This is a genomic window from Enterobacter sp. GER_MD16_1505_Eko_090 (assembly GCF_003331015.1).
Taxonomy (GTDB): domain Bacteria; phylum Pseudomonadota; class Gammaproteobacteria; order Enterobacterales; family Enterobacteriaceae; genus Enterobacter; species Enterobacter roggenkampii.
Genome location: NZ_PUQF01000007.1, coordinates 63,753 through 81,433 on the forward strand (window position 1 = coordinate 63,753; position 17,681 = coordinate 81,433).

A 17,681-nucleotide genomic window follows, 5' to 3' on the forward strand; every position below is an offset into this window, starting at 1 on the left:
ATCGTTTGTATTGCGCTCTGCCAGGCAGGACTATCACGATAATGGTTCAGACAGGCAAACAGGTAACTCAATGAAAACAAGCAATAAAAGCGCAGCCGATCATCACGCTGCTAAACGTCGCTGGTTGAACTCCCACGAAGAGGGCTACCACAAAGCGATGGGCAACCGTCAGGTTCAAATGATCGCCATCGGCGGCGCTATCGGAACGGGTCTGTTTTTAGGTGCGGGTGCACGCCTGCAGATGGCTGGCCCGGCTCTCGCCCTGGTCTATCTGGTGTGCGGGATCTTCTCTTTCTTCATTCTCCGCGCGCTGGGCGAACTGGTACTGCATCGCCCTTCCAGCGGCAGCTTCGTCTCTTACGCCCGTGAATTCCTCGGTGAAAAAGCCGCTTACGTCGCGGGCTGGATGTACTTCGTCAACTGGGCGATGACCGGTATCGTCGACATCACCGCCGTTGCGCTGTATATGCACTACTGGGGCGCGTTTGGCGATGTGCCGCAGTGGGTCTTTGCGCTTGGCGCGCTGGCGATTGTCGGCACCATGAACATGATCGGCGTGAAGTGGTTCGCGGAGATGGAGTTCTGGTTTGCGCTGGTTAAAGTGCTGGCCATCGTGGTGTTCCTGGTCGTGGGTACCGTCTTCCTCGGCAGCGGTAAGCCGCTGGATGGCAATGCCACCGGTTTTCACCTGATAACCGATAACGGCGGATTCTTCCCGCACGGTCTGCTGCCTGCGCTGGTGCTGGTTCAGGGCGTCGTGTTCGCCTTCGCCTCCATCGAGCTGGTGGGCACCGCAGCAGGTGAATGTAAAGATCCGCAGACGATGGTACCAAAAGCCATCAACAGCGTGATCTGGCGTATCGGTCTGTTCTACGTCGGTTCCGTGGTACTGCTGGTGCTGCTGCTGCCGTGGAACGCCTATCAGGCGGGTCAGAGTCCATTCGTGACCTTCTTCTCGAAGCTGGGCGTGCCGTACGTGGGCAGCATCATGAACATCGTGGTCCTGACCGCAGCGCTCTCCAGCCTGAACTCCGGCCTCTACTCGACCGGACGTATCCTGCGCTCCATGTCCATGGGCGGTTCTGCGCCGAAGTTCATGTCCAAGATGAGCAAGCAGCACGTGCCGTACGCCGGTATTCTGGCGACGCTGGTGGTCTATGTCTTCGGCGTGTTCCTGAACTATCTGGTGCCGTCTCAGGTATTCGAAATCGTTCTGAACGTGGCGGCACTGGGGATTATCGCGTCCTGGGGCTTTATCGTGGTCTGCCAGATGCGTCTGCGCAAGGCGATTAAAGAAGGCAAAGCCGCTGACGTCAGCTTTAAGCTGCCTGGCGCGCCGGTGACTTCCTGGCTCACCCTGCTCTTCCTGTTCAGCGTGCTGGTGCTGATGGCCTTCGACTACCCGAACGGAACCTACACCATCGCGACCATTCCGCTGCTGGCCGTGCTGCTGATTGCGGGCTGGTTCGGCGTGCGTAAACGCGTTCATGAAATTCACAGCACCGCGCCGGTTCATCCTGACGATGAAAAACACGACGCCCCGCTGGTAGAAGAAACCTCGCGTTAATAAAAAAGCCGGGTAGCGGCTTCGCCTTACCCGGCCTACATTTCATGGTTTTGTAGGCCCGGTAAGCGGCAGCGCCACCGGGCAATCCCATCTTACAGAGCAATACGCATCACATCGTCAGGCTGGGTGGCTTCCTGCTGGCGGGTGGATTTCTGTTTCACCGTCACGTACAGGGTTTTGCCATCCGCAGAGAGCGCCAGGCTGTTCGGGTAGACCGGGGTGTCGAAGGTTTTAGTCACCTTATACGTTTTCCCATCAATGACGCTTACCTTGCCGGCTTCACGGTGCGTCACGTAGGCTTCATTGCGGGTCGGGTTAAACAGGACCGCCAGGGATGCCGGCGCGGCGATTTTCTCGATCACGCTACCGTCTTTCAGGCTCACCACCAGCACTTCCGGCTGTTTTGAATCGGTCAGGAACGCGCGCTGACCGGCAGTGTCGAGGCTCAGGTTCAGGTAGAAGTGCTCTTTACCGTCATCCTGCACCTTTTTACGGGCAATAATTTTATTGCTGGCCGTATCAATCGTCACCAGTTCGCCGTCCGCATTCGTGGTGTACAGACGTTTCGCCTGCGCATCCAGCGCCAGGCCGGTGCTGTAGGTGCCCGTATTGGCAATGGTTTCTTTCAGCTTCAGCGTGGCGCCATCCACGACCCAAATCACGCTCTCTTTACCGACACCGGTAATGTAAATCGTGTTGCTCGCGTCATCTGCCACCAGCTGGCGCGGCTGCAGCGGTTTGACGGTTTCGCTGCGCTGACGCCCGTCCAGCACCAGCCGCCCTTTTACGTCACCCGTTTTTGCATCAATCGCGGTTACCGCGCCGTTGATCGTATTGCCGAACCACAGCGTTTGAGTCGCCTTGTCAAAGGTGGCACCAAAGGGTTTCAGATCGCTATGGATTGCCTGCGTCACGTCCAGCGTGACCGGATCAAGGCGGTAGACAACCCCGCCCTTGTCGGTTTTACGGCTTTGCGAGGTTGCCACCCACAGCGCATTCTCCTGCTGGCTCACGGCCATTTCATACGCCCCTTTGCCCACCGCTTTACGCAGCACCTCTTCGGCGGCATGCACCTGGAACGTCCCGGCAAGCAGTAAAGTGGCAGACAGCAGCGACAGGCTCAGACGCGGCGAGCACAGTTGACGTAAAGACATATCAATTCCTTTTCTGAAAAGTGGGGTTGGGCTGACATCACTTCCGGCAGACAACGTCATGGCATTGTCTTTTGATAATGAGAATAGTAATCATTAATGTGTTAAATGTGGAGTTTTTCTTTCCCGCTTCGCCTTCCATTAACGCAATGTGCGGTTATAGTTTTCAAAACTTTTACAAAACCTTTAACATATATGGACATGTTCCATTTGGTTCGTTTATACACCACAACCGGTTTTATTCATGAAAATCATTTCTGCCCGTAAGGCTTCTCTCCCGCTGCTGCTGGTTCCTGTTATTTTTGCGCCGCTCACCGCCGTGAGCGCAGAGGAACAGACCATGATCGTCAGCGCCACGCCGCAAACCGTATCGGAGCTTGATACTCCGGCCGCGGTCAGCGTCGTCAATGGCGACGATATGCGCCAGGCCGCGCCCCGCATTAACCTGTCTGAATCCCTTGGCAGCGTACCCGGGCTGCAAATTCAGAACCGTCAAAACTACGCCCAGGATCTCCAGCTTTCGATGCGCGGATTTGGCGCCCGCTCAACCTTCGGGGTGCGCGGTATCCGTATGTACGTCGATGGTATTCCAGCCACCATGCCGGACGGACAGGGCCAGACCTCCAACATCGACCTTTCCAGCGTGGAGAGCGTTGAAGTGCTGCGCGGTCCCTTCTCTGCCCTGTACGGCAACGCCTCTGGCGGCGTAATCAACATCAACACCCAGACCGGGCAGCAGCCGCCAACCATTGAAGCCAGCAGCTATTACGGCAGTTACGGGACCTGGCGCTATGGCATGAAAGCCACCGGCGCGATGGGTGACGGCACCCACGCCGGGGACGTGGATTACACCGTCTCCACCACCCGCTTCACCACCAAAGGCTACCGCGACCACAGCGGCGCGCGGAAAAATCTCGCTAACGCCAAACTGGGTGTACGGATTGACGACGCCAGCAAGCTGACGCTGATTTTCAACAGCGTGGACATGAAGGCCAACGATCCGGGTGGACTGAATTACCAGGAGTGGCGGGACAACCCGCGTCAGTCGCCGCGCGGCGATCAGTACAACACCCGTAAGACCATCAAGCAGACCCAGGCCGGCCTGCGCTACGATCGCCAGCTCAGCGCTCAGGACGACCTCAGCGTGATGATGTACGCCGGCGAGCGTGAAATGACGCAGTATCAGTCGATTCCGTATCAGCCGCAGCTAAAAGCCACTCACTCCGGCGGGGTGATTGATATGCAGCGCCACTATCAGGGCGTGGACACTCGCTGGACACACCGCGGCGAGCTGCTGGTTCCGGTGACCTTCACCACCGGTCTGAACTACGAAAACATGAGCGAAGACCGTCGCGGATACGAGAACTTCGTGATGCGCAACGGCGTGCCGGACTACGGCGTCAAAGGCGATAAACGTCGTGACGAACGCAACCTGATGTGGAACGTCGATCCTTATCTGCAAACGAGCTGGCAGCTGACGCAGAAACTCTCTGTCGACGCGGGTGTCCGCTACAGTTCGGTCTGGTTTGATTCCAACGACCACTACGTTACGCCGGGCAACGGCGATGACAGCGGTGACGCGAGCTACCACAAGTGGCTCCCGGCGGGCGCCGTGAAGTATGCGGTGACGGATGCGTGGAACCTCTACGCTGCCGCAGGGCGTGGCTTTGAAACGCCAACCATCAACGAGCTCTCCTATCGCGCCGATAACCAGGGCGGTCTGAATATTGGCCTGAAGCCGTCCACGAATAATACGTATGAAGTGGGCAGCAAAACCCGCATCGGCAACGGCCTGCTGACGGCGGCGTTGTTCCGCACCGATACGGATGACGAGATCGTGGTGGACTCCAGTTCCGGCGGCCGTACAACCTATAAAAATGCCGGGAAAACCCGTCGTCAGGGTGTCGAAGTTTCCCTGGATCAGCAGTTCGCTGAGAACTGGAAGCTGAAGATGGCCTGGACGTACCTGGATGCCACCTACCGGACTAACGTCTGCAGCGACGCAGACTGTAACGGTAACCGTATGCCGGGGATTGCGCGCAACATGGGCTTCGCCTCGTTTGGCTGGCAGCCGGAGGAAGGCTGGTATGCGGGGACAGACGTGCGCTACATGAGCGATATCATGGCCGACGACGAAAACACCGCGAAAGCGCCTTCCTATACGGTAGTCGGGCTGAATACCGGGTATAAATTTAACTACGGCAACTGGGGAATGGACGTCTTTGGCCGCGTCGATAACCTGTTCGACAAAGAGTACGCAGGCTCGGTAATTGTAAACGAGTCCAACGGTCGTTATTACGAGCCTGCACCAGGCCGAAACTATGGCGTCGGGCTGTCGGTCTCTTATCGCTTCGAGTAAGCAAAAAAGAAAAGTTTATTTTATAAATGAAATAACCCTCCTGATGGCAATAAGCCATCAGGAGTTATTCACCAGATAAATAATTAGCGGCGGTATATAGTCGCTCTGATAAATAATCTCTCAGTTAAAATATTGTCGCTGTAAAAGAGAATCTGCTTCATCAATCAACTTATCAATCGCCTTCTGGCTCGCATCAACATCTCTCCGCTCAAGGGCCGAAAGAAGCTCGTCATAGTGATACGTTGCCGTTTTGATGTCGTTAAGTTCGTGATGCAGGTAGTTCATGCAGGGCCCGATGCGGACCCATAGCTGTTCAATTAAGGCATTAAGCGTAGGCATTTCCGCATACTGATAAAGCGTAAACCTGAAGATACGATTCGCATGCAATGCCTGCTGAACGTTTCCATTGCGCATGGCCTCATGGAAAGCCTCTGACATTTTGCGCAACGCCTCCAGCTTGCCGTCTGACATCTTCTGGCATGCTGCGGCGACCGCCATTGGCTCAAGCTGTTTTCTGATGGCGTTAATCTCGTTATAACGCTCCAGCGTCACTTCAGGGACCAGAAATGCCTGTGCGGGCGTGGCGTGAAGCGCGCCTGAGGAGACCAGGCGCAGCAGCGCTTCGCGGACCGGCGTAATACTGGTGCCTAATTTATCAGCAATCTCTTTCGTAATCAGTCGTGCTCCTGGTTTGAGAGAGCCTGTAATTAACGCCCCTTTCAAACTGTGTTCAACCTGCATGGTAAGGCTAACCCTTTGGGCTTTTTCTAAGTGATCCAAATCAAGCATGTGGAATTCCTGTAGCTAAAACTTAATGCTATTTTTAAACGCCAGTTTTAATAAAACGGCGCCGGTACGATATATCCTGTATCGTCATGCCTGGTGGTGGGAAGTACAAAAAACAGCAAAAAAAGTAAACGTCATTTTTTTTATCGTTTTCGGGCTCATCGGGGATGATGGCGCGAAAAGTCATGTCCAGTAATTAAAGACAATATATCGTATCTTCACAAATAAATATGGCGGGAAACCCCGCCATATTGCGCTTTATTTATTGTCACTCGCGACGCGAATCACGACTTTGCCGAAGTTTCGTCCTTCCAGCAGGCCAATGAGCGCCTCGGGGGCGTTTTCCAGCCCGTCCGTGACCTGTTCGCGATAGTGGATTTTTCCCTCCTGCACCCAGCGCCCCATCTCTTCCTGGAACTCATGGATGCGATGTCCATAGTCCTGGCCGATGATAAAGCCCTGCATCCGAATGCGTTTCTTGAGAAGGGTCGCCATCAGAAGCGGCAGGCGGTCTGGCCCGTCAGGCAAGCCCGTCGCGTTGTAGCCGCTCACCAGGCCACACACCGGCACGCGCGCGGAGGTGTTCAGCAGGGGCAGCACGGCGTCAAACACTTTCCCGCCGACGTTTTCATAGTAGACATCAATGCCGTTCGGGCAGGCCTGCTTGAGCTGGTCGGCAAAATCCGCGGCGTGGTGATCCAGACACAGGTCAAACCCGAGCACCTCAACGGCATGGCGGCATTTCTCTGGGCCACCGGCGACGCCGACCACCCGGCAACCTTTGATTTTGCCGATCTGCCCAACCGTCGCGCCCACCGGGCCGGTCGCCGCCGCCACCACCAGCGTTTCACCCGCTTTCGGTTGCCCGATATCCAGCAGCCCCATATAGGCGGTAAAGCCCGGCATACCCAGTACGCCCAGCGACCAGGAAGGATGCGACGGATTTTCGCCCAGCTTCACCAGGCCGCTGCCGTCCGAGAGTTCATACTCCTGCCAGCCGCTGTAGCCCAGCACCCACTCACCGGCTTTGTAGTCGGGATGGTTTGACTGCTCAACGCGGCTGACCGTTCCCCCCACCATCACCGCACCGAGCTCAACCGGCGGTGAATAGGATGGCGCGTCGCTCATGCGACCCCGCATATAAGGATCCAGCGACAGCCAGACGGTACGAAGCAGAAGCTGCCCCGCCCCGGCTTCCGGAACAGGCTGCGTTTCCAGACGAAAATTTTCCGCGACCGGTGCGCCCTGTGGACGAGAGGCCAGCACCCAGCGGCGGTTATGCGAAACAGAGTGATTCATCAGGATCTCCTTCTGGTACAAATGTCATTACAGCCTGGCTCACGTTCGGCGTTATCGCATTAGCATTACGAGCCAGACTGGTTAAGCCGTACAACCAGATAGATGCAGGTTTCGTTCGTCTCGTTAATGAACCGGCAGTCATTAGGCGGCCCCAGCTCAAGACAGTCTCCGGCGCGCATCTCGTGGCGCGTATCGCCCTCCTGAAACACCAGCTCACCGGACTGCAGCCAGATAAGCTGACGCGCCAGCGCGTAAGAAGAGGCCGGCATCGGAACATCGCTGCCCGCAGGCAGTTCAACCTGAACAAGGTCGATGGGCAGATCGGTACGGGGGGAAACATGGCGGCGAAGGTAGTGCGTCTGCGGGTCGCGCCAGACGGGCTGATTTGCCAGGCGCAGCAGCTTGCCCTCCTGCATTTCGGCCCGGGCAATCAGCGTTGACATGCTGATGCCAAACGCGCCCGACAGGCGGGCAAGCAAGGTGGCTGTCGGGCTACTGTCCCCGCGCTCGATTTTATGGATCATGGCGCGGGAGACCCCTGCCCGCTCCGCCAGCTCGCTCAGGGACCACCCGCGAGACTCGCGTTCAAGGCGAATTCTTGCGCTAATCCGTTGATTCATTGTGTCTGTTATGGTGTTCATGACGTCATACTATAGTGTATGAACGGCAATTCAATGGGCTTTTGATAACAAAAAAATATGGCTTATGCCGTAGCGACCGGGCGATACAGTTGTGTAATATCGTAGTGATAACGTAATACTATAGTGAACAACACACAGAGGCTTCATCATGATCGTTCGTCATGCCTGCAAAGAAGACTGCGCTGCGATAGGCGAGATTTACAACCACGCGGTGCTGCACACTGCCGCGATCTGGAACGATAAAACCGTCGATACCGATAACCGAATCGCCTGGTTTGAGGCGCGCTCGCTTGCGGGCTACCCGGTTCTGGTGAGCGAGGAAGACGGCGTAATCACCGGCTACGCCTCTTTCGGCGACTGGCGCGCCTTTGACGGCTTTCGTCATACGGTTGAGCACTCGGTTTATGTCCACCCGGCCCATCAGGGCAAAGGGATTGGCCGCACGCTGATGAAGGCGCTGATTAACGAGGCCCGCGCCATCGGGAAACACGTGATGGTGGCCGGGATTGAAGCGCAAAACCATGCCTCGATTCATCTCCATGAAACGCTCGGCTTTGTGACGACCGGACAAATGCCGCAGGTGGGAACCAAGTTTGGCCGCTGGCTGGACTTAACCTTTATGCAGCTGCAGCTGGACGAGCGCAGCGACCCGGACGCGATCCCATGAATCAGTCACTGACGCTGGCGTTTCTGGTGGCGGCGGGCATTGGCCTGGTGGTGCAAAACACCCTGATGGTGCGTATCACCCAGTCCTCCTCCACCATCCTTATCGCGATGCTGCTGAATTCGCTGGTCGGCATCGTGCTGTTTGTCAGCATTCTGCTTCTGAAACAGGGCGTCGCCGGGTTCAGCGAGCTCGCCGCAACGGTGCGCTGGTGGACGCTTATCCCGGGGCTGCTGGGGTCGTTTTTTGTGTTTGCCAGCATCAGCGGTTATCAGAACGTTGGCGCGGCGACGACCATCGCCGTGCTGGTGGCAAGCCAGCTGATTGGCGGGCTGGTGCTGGACGTGCTGAGGAGCCAGGGCATCCCGCTGCGCGCCCTGATCGGCCCGGTGTGCGGCGCGGTGATGCTGGTGGTCGGGGCCTGGCTGGTAGCGCGACGCCAGTTTTGATGGTTACAGTATGGTGCCGCCTTTCGTCAGCTGTTCCTCACGCGCGTCCATCTCCTCTTTATGCTGCTTGCCGTGGTGCGAAATCGCGGTGCGCAGACGCTGCTGCTGAGTGTAGCGATCTTCACGACTCAGCTCCGCATCATCGCTTAATTCAATCAGCAGTTCGTTCATGTGGGTAATCACGCTCTCTTCGATAGCGGCATCGACGCGGGCGATAACTTCGTTTAAATGTGACATTGTCACTCCTCGTTATGTGCCCGGTGGCGCTACGCTTACCGGGCCTACAGGTGCCAAATGTAGGCCGGGTAAGGCGGAGCCGCCACCCGGCTAAAAAGGCTTAGTTCAGCTTCGCTTTTGAGAAATCGCTGCCCATCAGGCTTACGCTGTACCCGCTCACGTTACTGCGGGTCGCGTAGAACGTTTTCCCGTTTGCGAGCGCAATCCACGGCGCCTGCTGATAGAAAATCTCCTGCGCCTGGCCATAAAGCTTCGCGCGCTCGGCCGGGCTGCTGGTCAGCTTCGCTTTTTGTACCAGGGCATCATACCCCTTATCGCACCAGCGCGCGGCGTTTGAGCCGGTTTTAATGCTGTTGCAGCCGAGCAGCACATCGGCAAAGTTGTCCGGGTCGCCGTTATCGGACATCCAGCCAAACAGCGCGGAGTCATGCTCGCCTTTACGCATTCCGGAGAGATATTCGCCCCACTCGTAGGAGACAATTTTGGCCTTCACGCCGACTTTCGCCCAGTCGCTCTGGATCATCTCCGCGATACGACGCGAGTTCGGGTTATACGGACGCTGCACCGGCATTGACCACAGCGTGACTTCCGCACCCTTCTCCAGACCCGCCTGCTTCAACAGGGCTTTCGCTTTTTCAGGATCGTAGCTGTAGTCCTTCAGGTCTTTATTGAAGCCCAGCATATTTGGCGGGATCGGCGATTTTGCCACCGTGCCCGATCCCATAAAGACCGCATTAACGATGGCCTTCTTGTCGGTCGCGTAGTTGAGCGCCTGACGCACCAGCACGTTATCAAACGGTTTTTTCTCGGTGTTAAACGCCAGATAACCGACGTTCAGCGCATCGACGACGTGCAGCGTCAGGTCTTTGTTGTTCTTGATGGCGTCAAACTGAACCGGGGATGGCGCAGGAATAATCTGGCACTCGTTGGTCTGCAGCTTCGCCAGGCGGGTTTCCACGTTTGGCGTAATGGAGAAGATGAGATGCTTCGTCGGCACCTCGCCTTCCCAGTAGTTCGGGTTCGCGACGTAGCGGATCAGCGAATCCACTTTGTACTGCTGCAGCACGTAAGGCCCGGTACCAATCGGCCAGGTGTCAACGTTTTCAGGCGTGCCTTTTTTCAGCATTGCGTCGGCGTATTCCGCGGAGAGAATCGAGGCGAAATCCATCCCCCAGTCGGCCAGAAACGCGGCGTTGGGTTCACTCAGGGTGAACTGAACGTGGTAATCATCGACCTTTTTAACGTCCTGGATCAGCTTATCGAGACCCACATCGTTAAAGTATTCGTAGTTGCCCTGCGACACGTTGTGGTACGGGTGTTTAGGGTCTTTCTGGCGCATGACCGAGAAAATAACGTCATCGGCATTAAAATCGCGCGTCGGTTTGAAGTATTTGTTGCTGTTGAACTTCACCCCTTTACGCAGGATAAAGGTATAGGTCTTGCCGTCCGGGGAGATTGTCCAGGACTCCGCCAGCGACGGCACCGGAGTATTTTTCACCGGGTCGAAATTGATCAGGCGGTTATACAGCACCTGAGAGCTGGCCACAAAAGACGGGCCAGAGCTGGCGATTTGCGGGTTGAAGGACTCGGGGGAGGCTTCTGAACAGTAAATAAGGGTGTCGTTGTTTGCCGCCCATGCGGCACCGGCTGGTAACAGCGCGCTCAGCGCAAGGGCGAGCAGTGTTTTCCCTGTAGACATGGTTATAACCCTGACAGTTTTATTATATAGGACAGTAATAACAGCACAGGCGTTTTGACCTGGCAAATAACGAAACACTATCAGGTTATTCTAAAGCCGCGGTTTTTGCTGTTTTAACCGCCAGCACCCAGAAAGACGATTTGCCTTAAGTGCCATTATTCGTCAAGCACAACCGTCACTTTCTATGCCGCAAGAAATCGGCGCTTTTAGCGTCTCTTCCTCCGTTTGGTTGCGTCCTCGGTTCGTTAAAGTAATGGTGTGAAGAAGTATATGGGATCAAATCGTGGCAAAAACTCTTTTACGCAGCGGTAATCTGGATGATTTTCAGGCCGTTGGCGGCGGCGGACAAGCCGTTTTCGAATCAGCGTTGCAAATCCGGGAAGCGCTCCGGTTGCGCAAACAACAGGCCATCGTCGACTGTCTGGCGATCCCTCAGGTCAACGACAGCGGCGACCGCGTGGACTGGTATTCCCCGGTTGAAGGGAGCGTAACCAGCTGGAAAGCGGCCGATGAAGATGATCGCTATCGCGCCCTGCGCTATCTGGAAAACACGCTCGCCAGCGTCGAGTCATTAAGCAAGAAATGCCTGCAGTCGCCCAAAACCGCGCAACAGCTCTTTGGCTCTCTGCTGTCGAAAGCATTTCAGTTCCCGGGCGAAAACTTCCTCTTCCTGGTGGACGGAAAGCCGGTCATTAGCTTCTGGGGGTTTGTAAACCTGAACGAGAACGCGCGCGACGATGTCCTCGACTGCCTGCGTGAGTCCCTGATCCCTGAGCCAGCCCCCGTTGTGATTGACGATCCTGAACCCGAGCCTGAGCCAGAGCCGGTGATGACCTTTGAGCACGCTGACGAGCCGCTGATCGCCCCATCCACGGTGGTGCGTATTACGCCGGAGGAGCTGTATGAGCCCGAACCGGCCCCCGTCGTTGCACAACCTGTTCAGGCGCCTGCTCCGGCGAACGTCGTGAAAAAGCGCCGCGTTCCCCTCTGGACCCTGCCGGTTGCCGCCGTGATCGTCGCCGCCATTGCCGCCCCGCTGCTGTGGCCAAAACAGGCACCTTCCGCTGAGCCCGCCCCGGCTCCCACACCTGAACCCGTGGAGATTGCGCCAAAGCAGATCAAGGCGGTTGAACCGCTGGCGATGAAGCTACCGCTGCATCAGGCGGAGGTCATGGCCAGCAAAGAAAAAGAAGCGGCTCCAGCTGAAGCTGCGCCACAACCCGCTCCGGTGGTGATTGTCGCCATTCCGAAAGACGCCATGGTGATGGAAGCGAATCAGGTGAAAGCAGGATCGACGCGCTTCCTGAACGGCACCTGGCGCGCCATCCTCGACGTGAAGGATCCAGTCACCGGCAAGCCGCCGTCGCTGCGCTATCAGATCCAGAACAACAAAGGTTTCGCCCGCGTTGTCCACGGCGACAACATTGTCTGCCGCGCGGAGGTTTTCTCCGGGCTGCACAGCAATGGCGAACTGATGATCAAGAGTCGCGGCACTGCCCGCTGCACCGACGGTTCCCGCTACCCGATGCCGGAAGTGGCCTGTAAAGCAGGCACCAGCGATATCGCAGAATGTCGCGCCCGTTATGATGCCAACACCGTCGTCCCACTGACGTTCAAGAAAGCAGGTGCCTGATCCTATGCTGGTAAATCTTTGCGACTATAAACAAAGCGTCACGCTTATTGCCAACAGCGGCGTGCAGTTCCTCGATTTCGGTCTGACGCCGCAGGACTCCGCCAGCAACGGGCGCTTCGTACGTAAAACCGCGAACGGCCCGCTGTTGCGCCTCGATTTCGACCTGGTCAACGGTCGCTATACCCTGCCCGGCATGAACGGCGGCCAGCCTGAAGTGGTCAAGCCGGAAACCACTATCCCGCTACATCAGTCGCTGGCGGTACTGGATGGCGTCTGGCTTCCGGTTCCGTTCCTGCGCTTCAACCCGCCGCGGACGTTTGTGGAAGGGCCGGATAACTGGGCGCGCGTTCAGGTGCGCAAGCTTGAGACCCCGGACACGGCAGGCAATACCCACCGCGTGACCCTCGCGCTTGACAGCCAGATTGCCGACCATGCCACGTCCGCGCTCTCTCCGGTGGAAAACGATATTCTGAACGGCACCCGCTTCGCGCTGGCCTGGCGCGATAGCGAGGTAGAAAGTTTCCTCGATCAGACCTGGATTGACGGCTGGCTGCGCGAGGCGTTTACCCAGTATGCCGACGGCGTTGAGAACCGCTCTGAACGCGACCTGCAGCAGGCGATGCGCAGCTTTGAGTATCAGGCCCACTGGCTCAACCTGCTGACCATGCTCGGTGAACAGCTCACCGTGCCGGAAGTGAAATTTGTCACCCATACGCTCAGCACGCCTGCCATTCCGGTCGACCTGATCCTCGACGTGGGCAATACCCACACCTGCGGCGTCATTATTGAAGACCACGGCGATGCCAACGATGGGCTGCGCCAGACCGCCGAGCTGCAGGTCCGCTCGCTCAGCGAGCCGCAGTTCCTGAACGAACCGCTGTTCACCAGCCGTCTCGAGTTTTCGGAAGCGCGTTTTGGCAAGCAGCACTTCTCGGTGGAAAGCGGTCGCGAAGATGCCTTCGTCTGGCCGTCGATTGTCCGCGTCGGTGATGAAGCCCGCAAGCTGGCGATGCAGCGTCTGGGCACCGAGGGCAACAGCGGTATCTCCAGCCCGCGTCGCTACCTGTGGGATGAAACCCCGGTCGTGCAGGACTGGCGCTTTAGCCAGATGAACAGCAAGACCCAGCGTGAACCGCTTGCCACCGCGTTCCCGCTGATGAACCTGATGAACGATGACGGCGAGCCGCTCTTCACGCTGCCGCAGGACGAGCGCCTGCCGGTCTTCTCGCCGCAGTACAGCCGCAGCACCTTGATGACCCATATGCTGTGCGAGCTGCTGGCACAGGCGCTGGGGCAGATCAACAGCGTCGCCACGCGCCTGCGCCTGGGCTTCCCTGCCTCGCCGCGCCAGTTGCGCACGCTGATCCTGACGCTGCCCTCCGCCATGCCAAAGCAGGAGCGCGAGATCTTCCGACGCCGCATGTTTGAAGCCATCGCCATTGTCTGGAAAGCGATGGGCTGGCACCCGCAGGATGAGGATTTTGTCACCCGCAAACAGCAGGAAAAAAGCGTGGTGCCGGTACCGGAAATCCAGATGGAGTGGGATGAAGCCAGCTGCGGTCAGCTGGTCTGGCTGTATAACGAAGCCATCTCCCGCTTTGGCGGCCAGACCGAAGCCTTCTTCGCCTCCCTTGCCCGTCCGGACCGTGAGCCTGAGCCGGGCAGCCAGCCGGGACGCGCGCTGCGCGTCGCGTCCATCGACATCGGCGGCGGCACAACGGATATGGCGATCACCCATTACCAGCTGGACGACGGCTCCGGCAATAACGTCAAAATCACCCCGCAGCTGCTGTTCCGGGAAGGGTTTAAGGTCGCGGGCGACGATACGCTTCTGGACGTGATTCAGCGCTACGTATTGCCCGCCCTGCAAACGCAGCTGCAAAAATCCGGTATCGCAGACGCCTCGCTCCTGATGGCTTCACTGTTCGGCGACTCCGGGCGCATTGATACCCAGGCCGTACTGCGCCAGCAGACGGCGCTGCAGCTGTTTATGCCGCTTGGCCATGCGATTCTTGCCGGGTGGGAGTCCAGCGACGTTGACGATCCGCTGGCTGGTCTGCACGCCACCTTTGGCGATCTCCTGCCGCAGAAGCCGACCCGCAACGTGATGAACTATCTGCAGCAGGCGATCGACCATGCCCTGCCTGCGGGTTCTGACGCTTTTGACCTCTTCGCCGTGCCGCTGCACGTCAATTTCCGCGAAATGCAGGATGCGATGCTGGCCGGGCAGTTTACGCTGGCCTCCCCGCTCCACGCGGTGTGTGAGGCGATCTCCCATTATAGCTGCGACATTCTGCTGATCACCGGACGCCCGGGCTGCCTGCCTGGCGTTCAGGCGCTGATTCGCCACCTGCAGCCGGTGCCGGTCAACCGCATCGTCTGGCTGGATAAATACCAGGTGCATGAGTGGTATCCGTTCAGCCAGCAGGGGCGCATTGGCAACCCGAAATCGACCGCTGCCGTGGGGGCCATGCTCTGCAGCCTTGCGCTTGACCTGCGTCTGCCGCGCTTCAACTTTAAAGCCGCGGACATTGGCGCGTATTCCACCGTGCGCTATCTGGGCGTGCTGGATAACACCGTCAATACCCTGCGCGAGGAAAACGTCTGGTATCAGGATATCGATCTTGATAAACCCGGTGCGAAGCTTGACGCGCGTCTGCACTTCCCGCTGCGCGGTAACGTCACCCTCGGCTTCCGCCAGCTGGCGAACGCGCGCTGGCCTGCCACGCCGCTCTACACGCTCAGCATTAACTCGGCCGAACTGGCAAAAGCGATTGCCGGCGACGGCGTGCTGAACGTGCGGCTCAAGCTCTGCGGCGGCAGCAAGCATGAAGGCCCGGAGGCCTTCGAGCTGAGCGATGCCTGGCTGCAGGACGGCACGCCGGTGGCGCCTGACGCCTTAACCTTCAAACTGAATACCCTGGCCGACCGCCGACACAGCGGCAGCCACTACTGGATCGACAGCGGGAGCGTATACCTGAAATGACAGCGACGACCACCACCACTCAGGCCTTAATCGGGTGGATCAACGAGACGCGCCTGAACGCCCCCGTGCTGGATAACGATGCCGACGCCCTGCTTGCCCGCATCAACGCGGCGCAGGCGCGCGAGCAGGCCATTGAACGCGCCGTGACCCGCCAGAGCAGCATCGGGCTTTACGGCCATTCGCAGAGCGCGAAAGCGCACCTGCTGTTGTCGCTGTGCGGCAGCGGCAATGGACGCCTGAACGTGACGCCAGGCCAGCGCACCTTTGACTATTTTTCGCATATCAATCCGGGACATGCCCTGACCAACATGGCCGTCCGCTTCACCCGGGAAACCCCGGAAGCGCTTGACGAGGCGTTTCCGCTGCGCCTGAGCCTGGTCACCGAGGCCGAGCTGGTGCAGCTGTTTATTGCCCGCACGACGCTGCACCCGCAGATGCGCGCGGTGGATAAGGCGGTCATTGAGACCCGCCTGGAGAAATGGCGCGGTCTGCGCCAGCCGCAGAGCGTGCCCGGCATCACGGCGCAGGACGTGGGGGCGATTGCCCGCTTCTGGCAGAGCACGGTACCCGCCGCGAAACAGCAAATTGATGATGCCCTGTGGCACGAGTTCGCCCAACTGGTGCCTTCGCTCGATCTCAGCACCCGCGCCAGCGTCTGGTCGCTGCTGTGGGGCGAGCAGCAGGAACTGACCCAGCAGTGGTTAAATCTGGCCCATGTGCTGCACCAGACCAGCCATGCCAGCGAGATTGCGGCCCCCCTTAGCCTGCTGGTGGACAGCTTTGGGCTGCCTGGCGAAGGGTTCCTAACGCACGACGGCTCGGTAGCGCTGCAGAATACGCAAGAGACGCTTCTCCATCCGCTGAACAACGGTGAGATGCTGAACGCCATCAGCCTCCCCGTCGATGTGCTGGCCTTCCTGACCCGCGAGCTGGTGCTTCCGGTTGAGAACGGCGCGCTGGATAATGTCGATATCATTGATATCCCGGTGTTTGAAGACCGCCATGCCGATCCGCTACGCCAGGCAAAATCCCAGTGGCTGCTTGAGCACTATCGTCAACAGCTCCAGCCGGATGTGCTGGTCATCTGCAACGCGACGGCGCAGCACGAACAGACGGCCAAAAAAGCAAAAGTGTTAATGAACTGGGTCAGGGAGACGCAGCCTGCGGAAGAATCTGCCCTGCCGGGTCTGGTATGGGCGATCACCCCGCACGACGCTCGCTTTACCACCCGGCAGAATCTCGATGAAGCCGTACAGCATCTGCTCGGGAAGCCCGGCCTGCGCTGGGGCACGCTGCAGGCTCTGGACAGCCACAGCATGCAGCGCGTCATTGAGTGGCTGTCTCAGGCCACGCTGCCCGCGCAGCGACAGAAGCGTCTCGGCACGCTCAAAAACGCGCTGCGTCTGGAGCTCTCGGCGATGATGCAAACCTACCTGGCACCGCTGGTTGAGGAGCCAGGTATTCGACGCGCTCAGGCAGAAAACATGGTGCGCACGCTGCAAAGCAGTGCCGCCCGCCACGGCGAGCTGCTTGAAGGCCTGCTGCCGCCGCTGAAGGCCTTTGAAACACTGTTGGCCGTTCAGCAGCCGCGCGAGGAGCAGGTTAACGGGCTATTTACGGATACCATTGACCTGTTTGCCGAGAACGCCCAGGAAAGCGCCGGTCTGTACCAGACCAAAGACAAAGCGCGCCTGGCGCACAAAGTCTGGATAAATCATCTGCGCCAGTGGAGCCGCAACGAGGCGACAGCCGCCCGTCTTGGGCTGGATCCTGCGGTGTTACAGCAAATTGCGGATGTGCTGGTGGTCACCAGCTACCGGCTGGATCTGCCTCAGCAGCTGCAGCGAATTGTCGAAGCGGATAAGAGTAGCGCTGCGCAACTGCATGCCGTGATGGGCAATTTCGTTGGCTGGCTGGGTTACGACAAGACCCCCGTGGCGACGCGCCCGGCAAGCCGCATCCGCAAGGGGCAGGCCATCTTCGTCACCCCGGTGGTGAGCAGCGCCGAGCCCCGCCTGACGCGTCTGGGTGAACAGCCGGTCCATGCGGCTACCGCGTACGTTTACGACTGGCTGGTCGCACTCTATAGCCGCGCGATCGAGAACATTGATTACCATCACCCGCATGATGTTCAGCCTGACGCTCGTCAGGCACTACGTGCTTTAATAATGTAGCCGCCTTCTTGCCGGGTGGCGCTGCGCTTACCCGGC

At 58.3% G+C, this 17,681-nt stretch carries 13 protein-coding genes; 7 read left to right on the forward strand and 6 right to left on the reverse strand.

What is annotated here, in order from left to right; translation table 11 throughout:
* Positions 1-70 precede the first annotated feature (70 nt).
* The gene (gene ansP, locus C6A40_RS09750; RefSeq protein ID WP_008501774.1) at positions 71-1,567 is read left to right on the forward strand and encodes an L-asparagine permease; all 1,497 of its coding nucleotides are present in this window, start codon (positions 71-73) and stop codon (positions 1,565-1,567) included.
* Positions 1,568-1,659: 92 nt separating this feature from the next.
* Here the strand turns inward: ansP and yncE are convergent, their stop codons facing one another.
* On the reverse strand, positions 1,660-2,721 hold the full coding sequence (yncE, locus tag C6A40_RS09755) for a 7-bladed beta-propeller protein YncE (RefSeq protein ID WP_044596523.1): 1,062 nt from the start codon (positions 2,719-2,721) through the stop codon (positions 1,660-1,662).
* Positions 2,722-2,962: 241 nt separating this feature from the next.
* On the opposite strand from yncE, the gene pqqU reads away from it, so the two are divergent.
* Positions 2,963-5,077 carry a TonB-dependent receptor PqqU gene (pqqU, locus tag C6A40_RS09760; protein WP_023292301.1) on the forward strand — a complete coding sequence of 705 codons (2,115 nt, stop codon included), beginning with the start codon at positions 2,963-2,965 and terminating at the stop codon, positions 5,075-5,077.
* A 120-nt stretch (positions 5,078-5,197) separates the two neighbouring features.
* On the opposite strand, the gene C6A40_RS09765 is transcribed toward pqqU, so the two are convergent.
* The 3 genes from C6A40_RS09765 to C6A40_RS09775 form a co-directional block, all read right to left on the reverse strand.
* On the reverse strand, positions 5,198-5,866 hold the full coding sequence (locus C6A40_RS09765; RefSeq protein WP_021240238.1) for a GntR family transcriptional regulator: 669 nt from the start codon (positions 5,864-5,866) through the stop codon (positions 5,198-5,200).
* 255 nt (positions 5,867-6,121) lie between these two features.
* Positions 6,122-7,162, reverse strand: coding sequence for an NADP-dependent oxidoreductase (locus C6A40_RS09770; protein ID WP_045334822.1), 1,041 nt, complete (start codon positions 7,160-7,162; stop codon positions 6,122-6,124).
* 65 nt (positions 7,163-7,227) lie between these two features.
* Entirely contained in the window at positions 7,228-7,803 is a 576-nt protein-coding gene (locus C6A40_RS09775) for a helix-turn-helix domain-containing protein (RefSeq protein ID WP_045334824.1), read from the reverse strand.
* Positions 7,804-7,951: 148 nt separating this feature from the next.
* Between C6A40_RS09775 and C6A40_RS09780 the strand changes: the two genes are divergently transcribed.
* The gene (locus tag C6A40_RS09780; RefSeq protein ID WP_023292298.1) at positions 7,952-8,470 is read left to right on the forward strand and encodes a GNAT family N-acetyltransferase; all 519 of its coding nucleotides are present in this window, start codon (positions 7,952-7,954) and stop codon (positions 8,468-8,470) included.
* Positions 8,467-8,916, forward strand: a complete 450-nt coding sequence (locus C6A40_RS09785; RefSeq protein ID WP_023292297.1) for a DMT family transporter — start codon at positions 8,467-8,469, stop codon at positions 8,914-8,916. Before C6A40_RS09780 ends, C6A40_RS09785 begins: the two co-directional genes overlap by 4 nt.
* A 3-nt stretch (positions 8,917-8,919) precedes the next feature.
* On the opposite strand, the gene C6A40_RS09790 is transcribed toward C6A40_RS09785, so the two are convergent.
* Together C6A40_RS09790 and C6A40_RS09795 are read right to left on the reverse strand one after the other, a co-directional pair.
* On the reverse strand, positions 8,920-9,153 hold the full coding sequence (locus C6A40_RS09790) for a YdcY family protein (protein ID WP_008501298.1): 234 nt from the start codon (positions 9,151-9,153) through the stop codon (positions 8,920-8,922).
* A 100-nt stretch (positions 9,154-9,253) separates the two neighbouring features.
* Positions 9,254-10,852, reverse strand: coding sequence for an ABC transporter substrate-binding protein (locus C6A40_RS09795; RefSeq protein WP_114191274.1), 1,599 nt, complete (start codon positions 10,850-10,852; stop codon positions 9,254-9,256).
* A gap of 283 nt (positions 10,853-11,135) precedes the next feature.
* On the opposite strand from C6A40_RS09795, the gene C6A40_RS09800 reads away from it, so the two are divergent.
* Genes C6A40_RS09800 through C6A40_RS09810 form a run of 3 tightly spaced genes read left to right on the forward strand, consistent with a single transcriptional unit; the run spans position 11,136 to position 17,645 of the window.
* Entirely contained in the window at positions 11,136-12,485 is a 1,350-nt protein-coding gene (locus C6A40_RS09800; protein ID WP_045334828.1) for an SrfA family protein, read from the forward strand.
* A gap of 4 nt (positions 12,486-12,489) precedes the next feature.
* A complete protein-coding gene (locus C6A40_RS09805; RefSeq protein ID WP_045334832.1) occupies positions 12,490-15,471 on the forward strand; it encodes a virulence factor SrfB in 2,982 nt (993 codons plus the stop codon).
* The gene (locus C6A40_RS09810; RefSeq protein WP_045334835.1) at positions 15,468-17,645 is read left to right on the forward strand and encodes a virulence factor SrfC family protein; all 2,178 of its coding nucleotides are present in this window, start codon (positions 15,468-15,470) and stop codon (positions 17,643-17,645) included. Before C6A40_RS09805 ends, C6A40_RS09810 begins: the two co-directional genes overlap by 4 nt.
* The last annotated feature ends 36 nt before the right edge of the window (positions 17,646-17,681 follow it).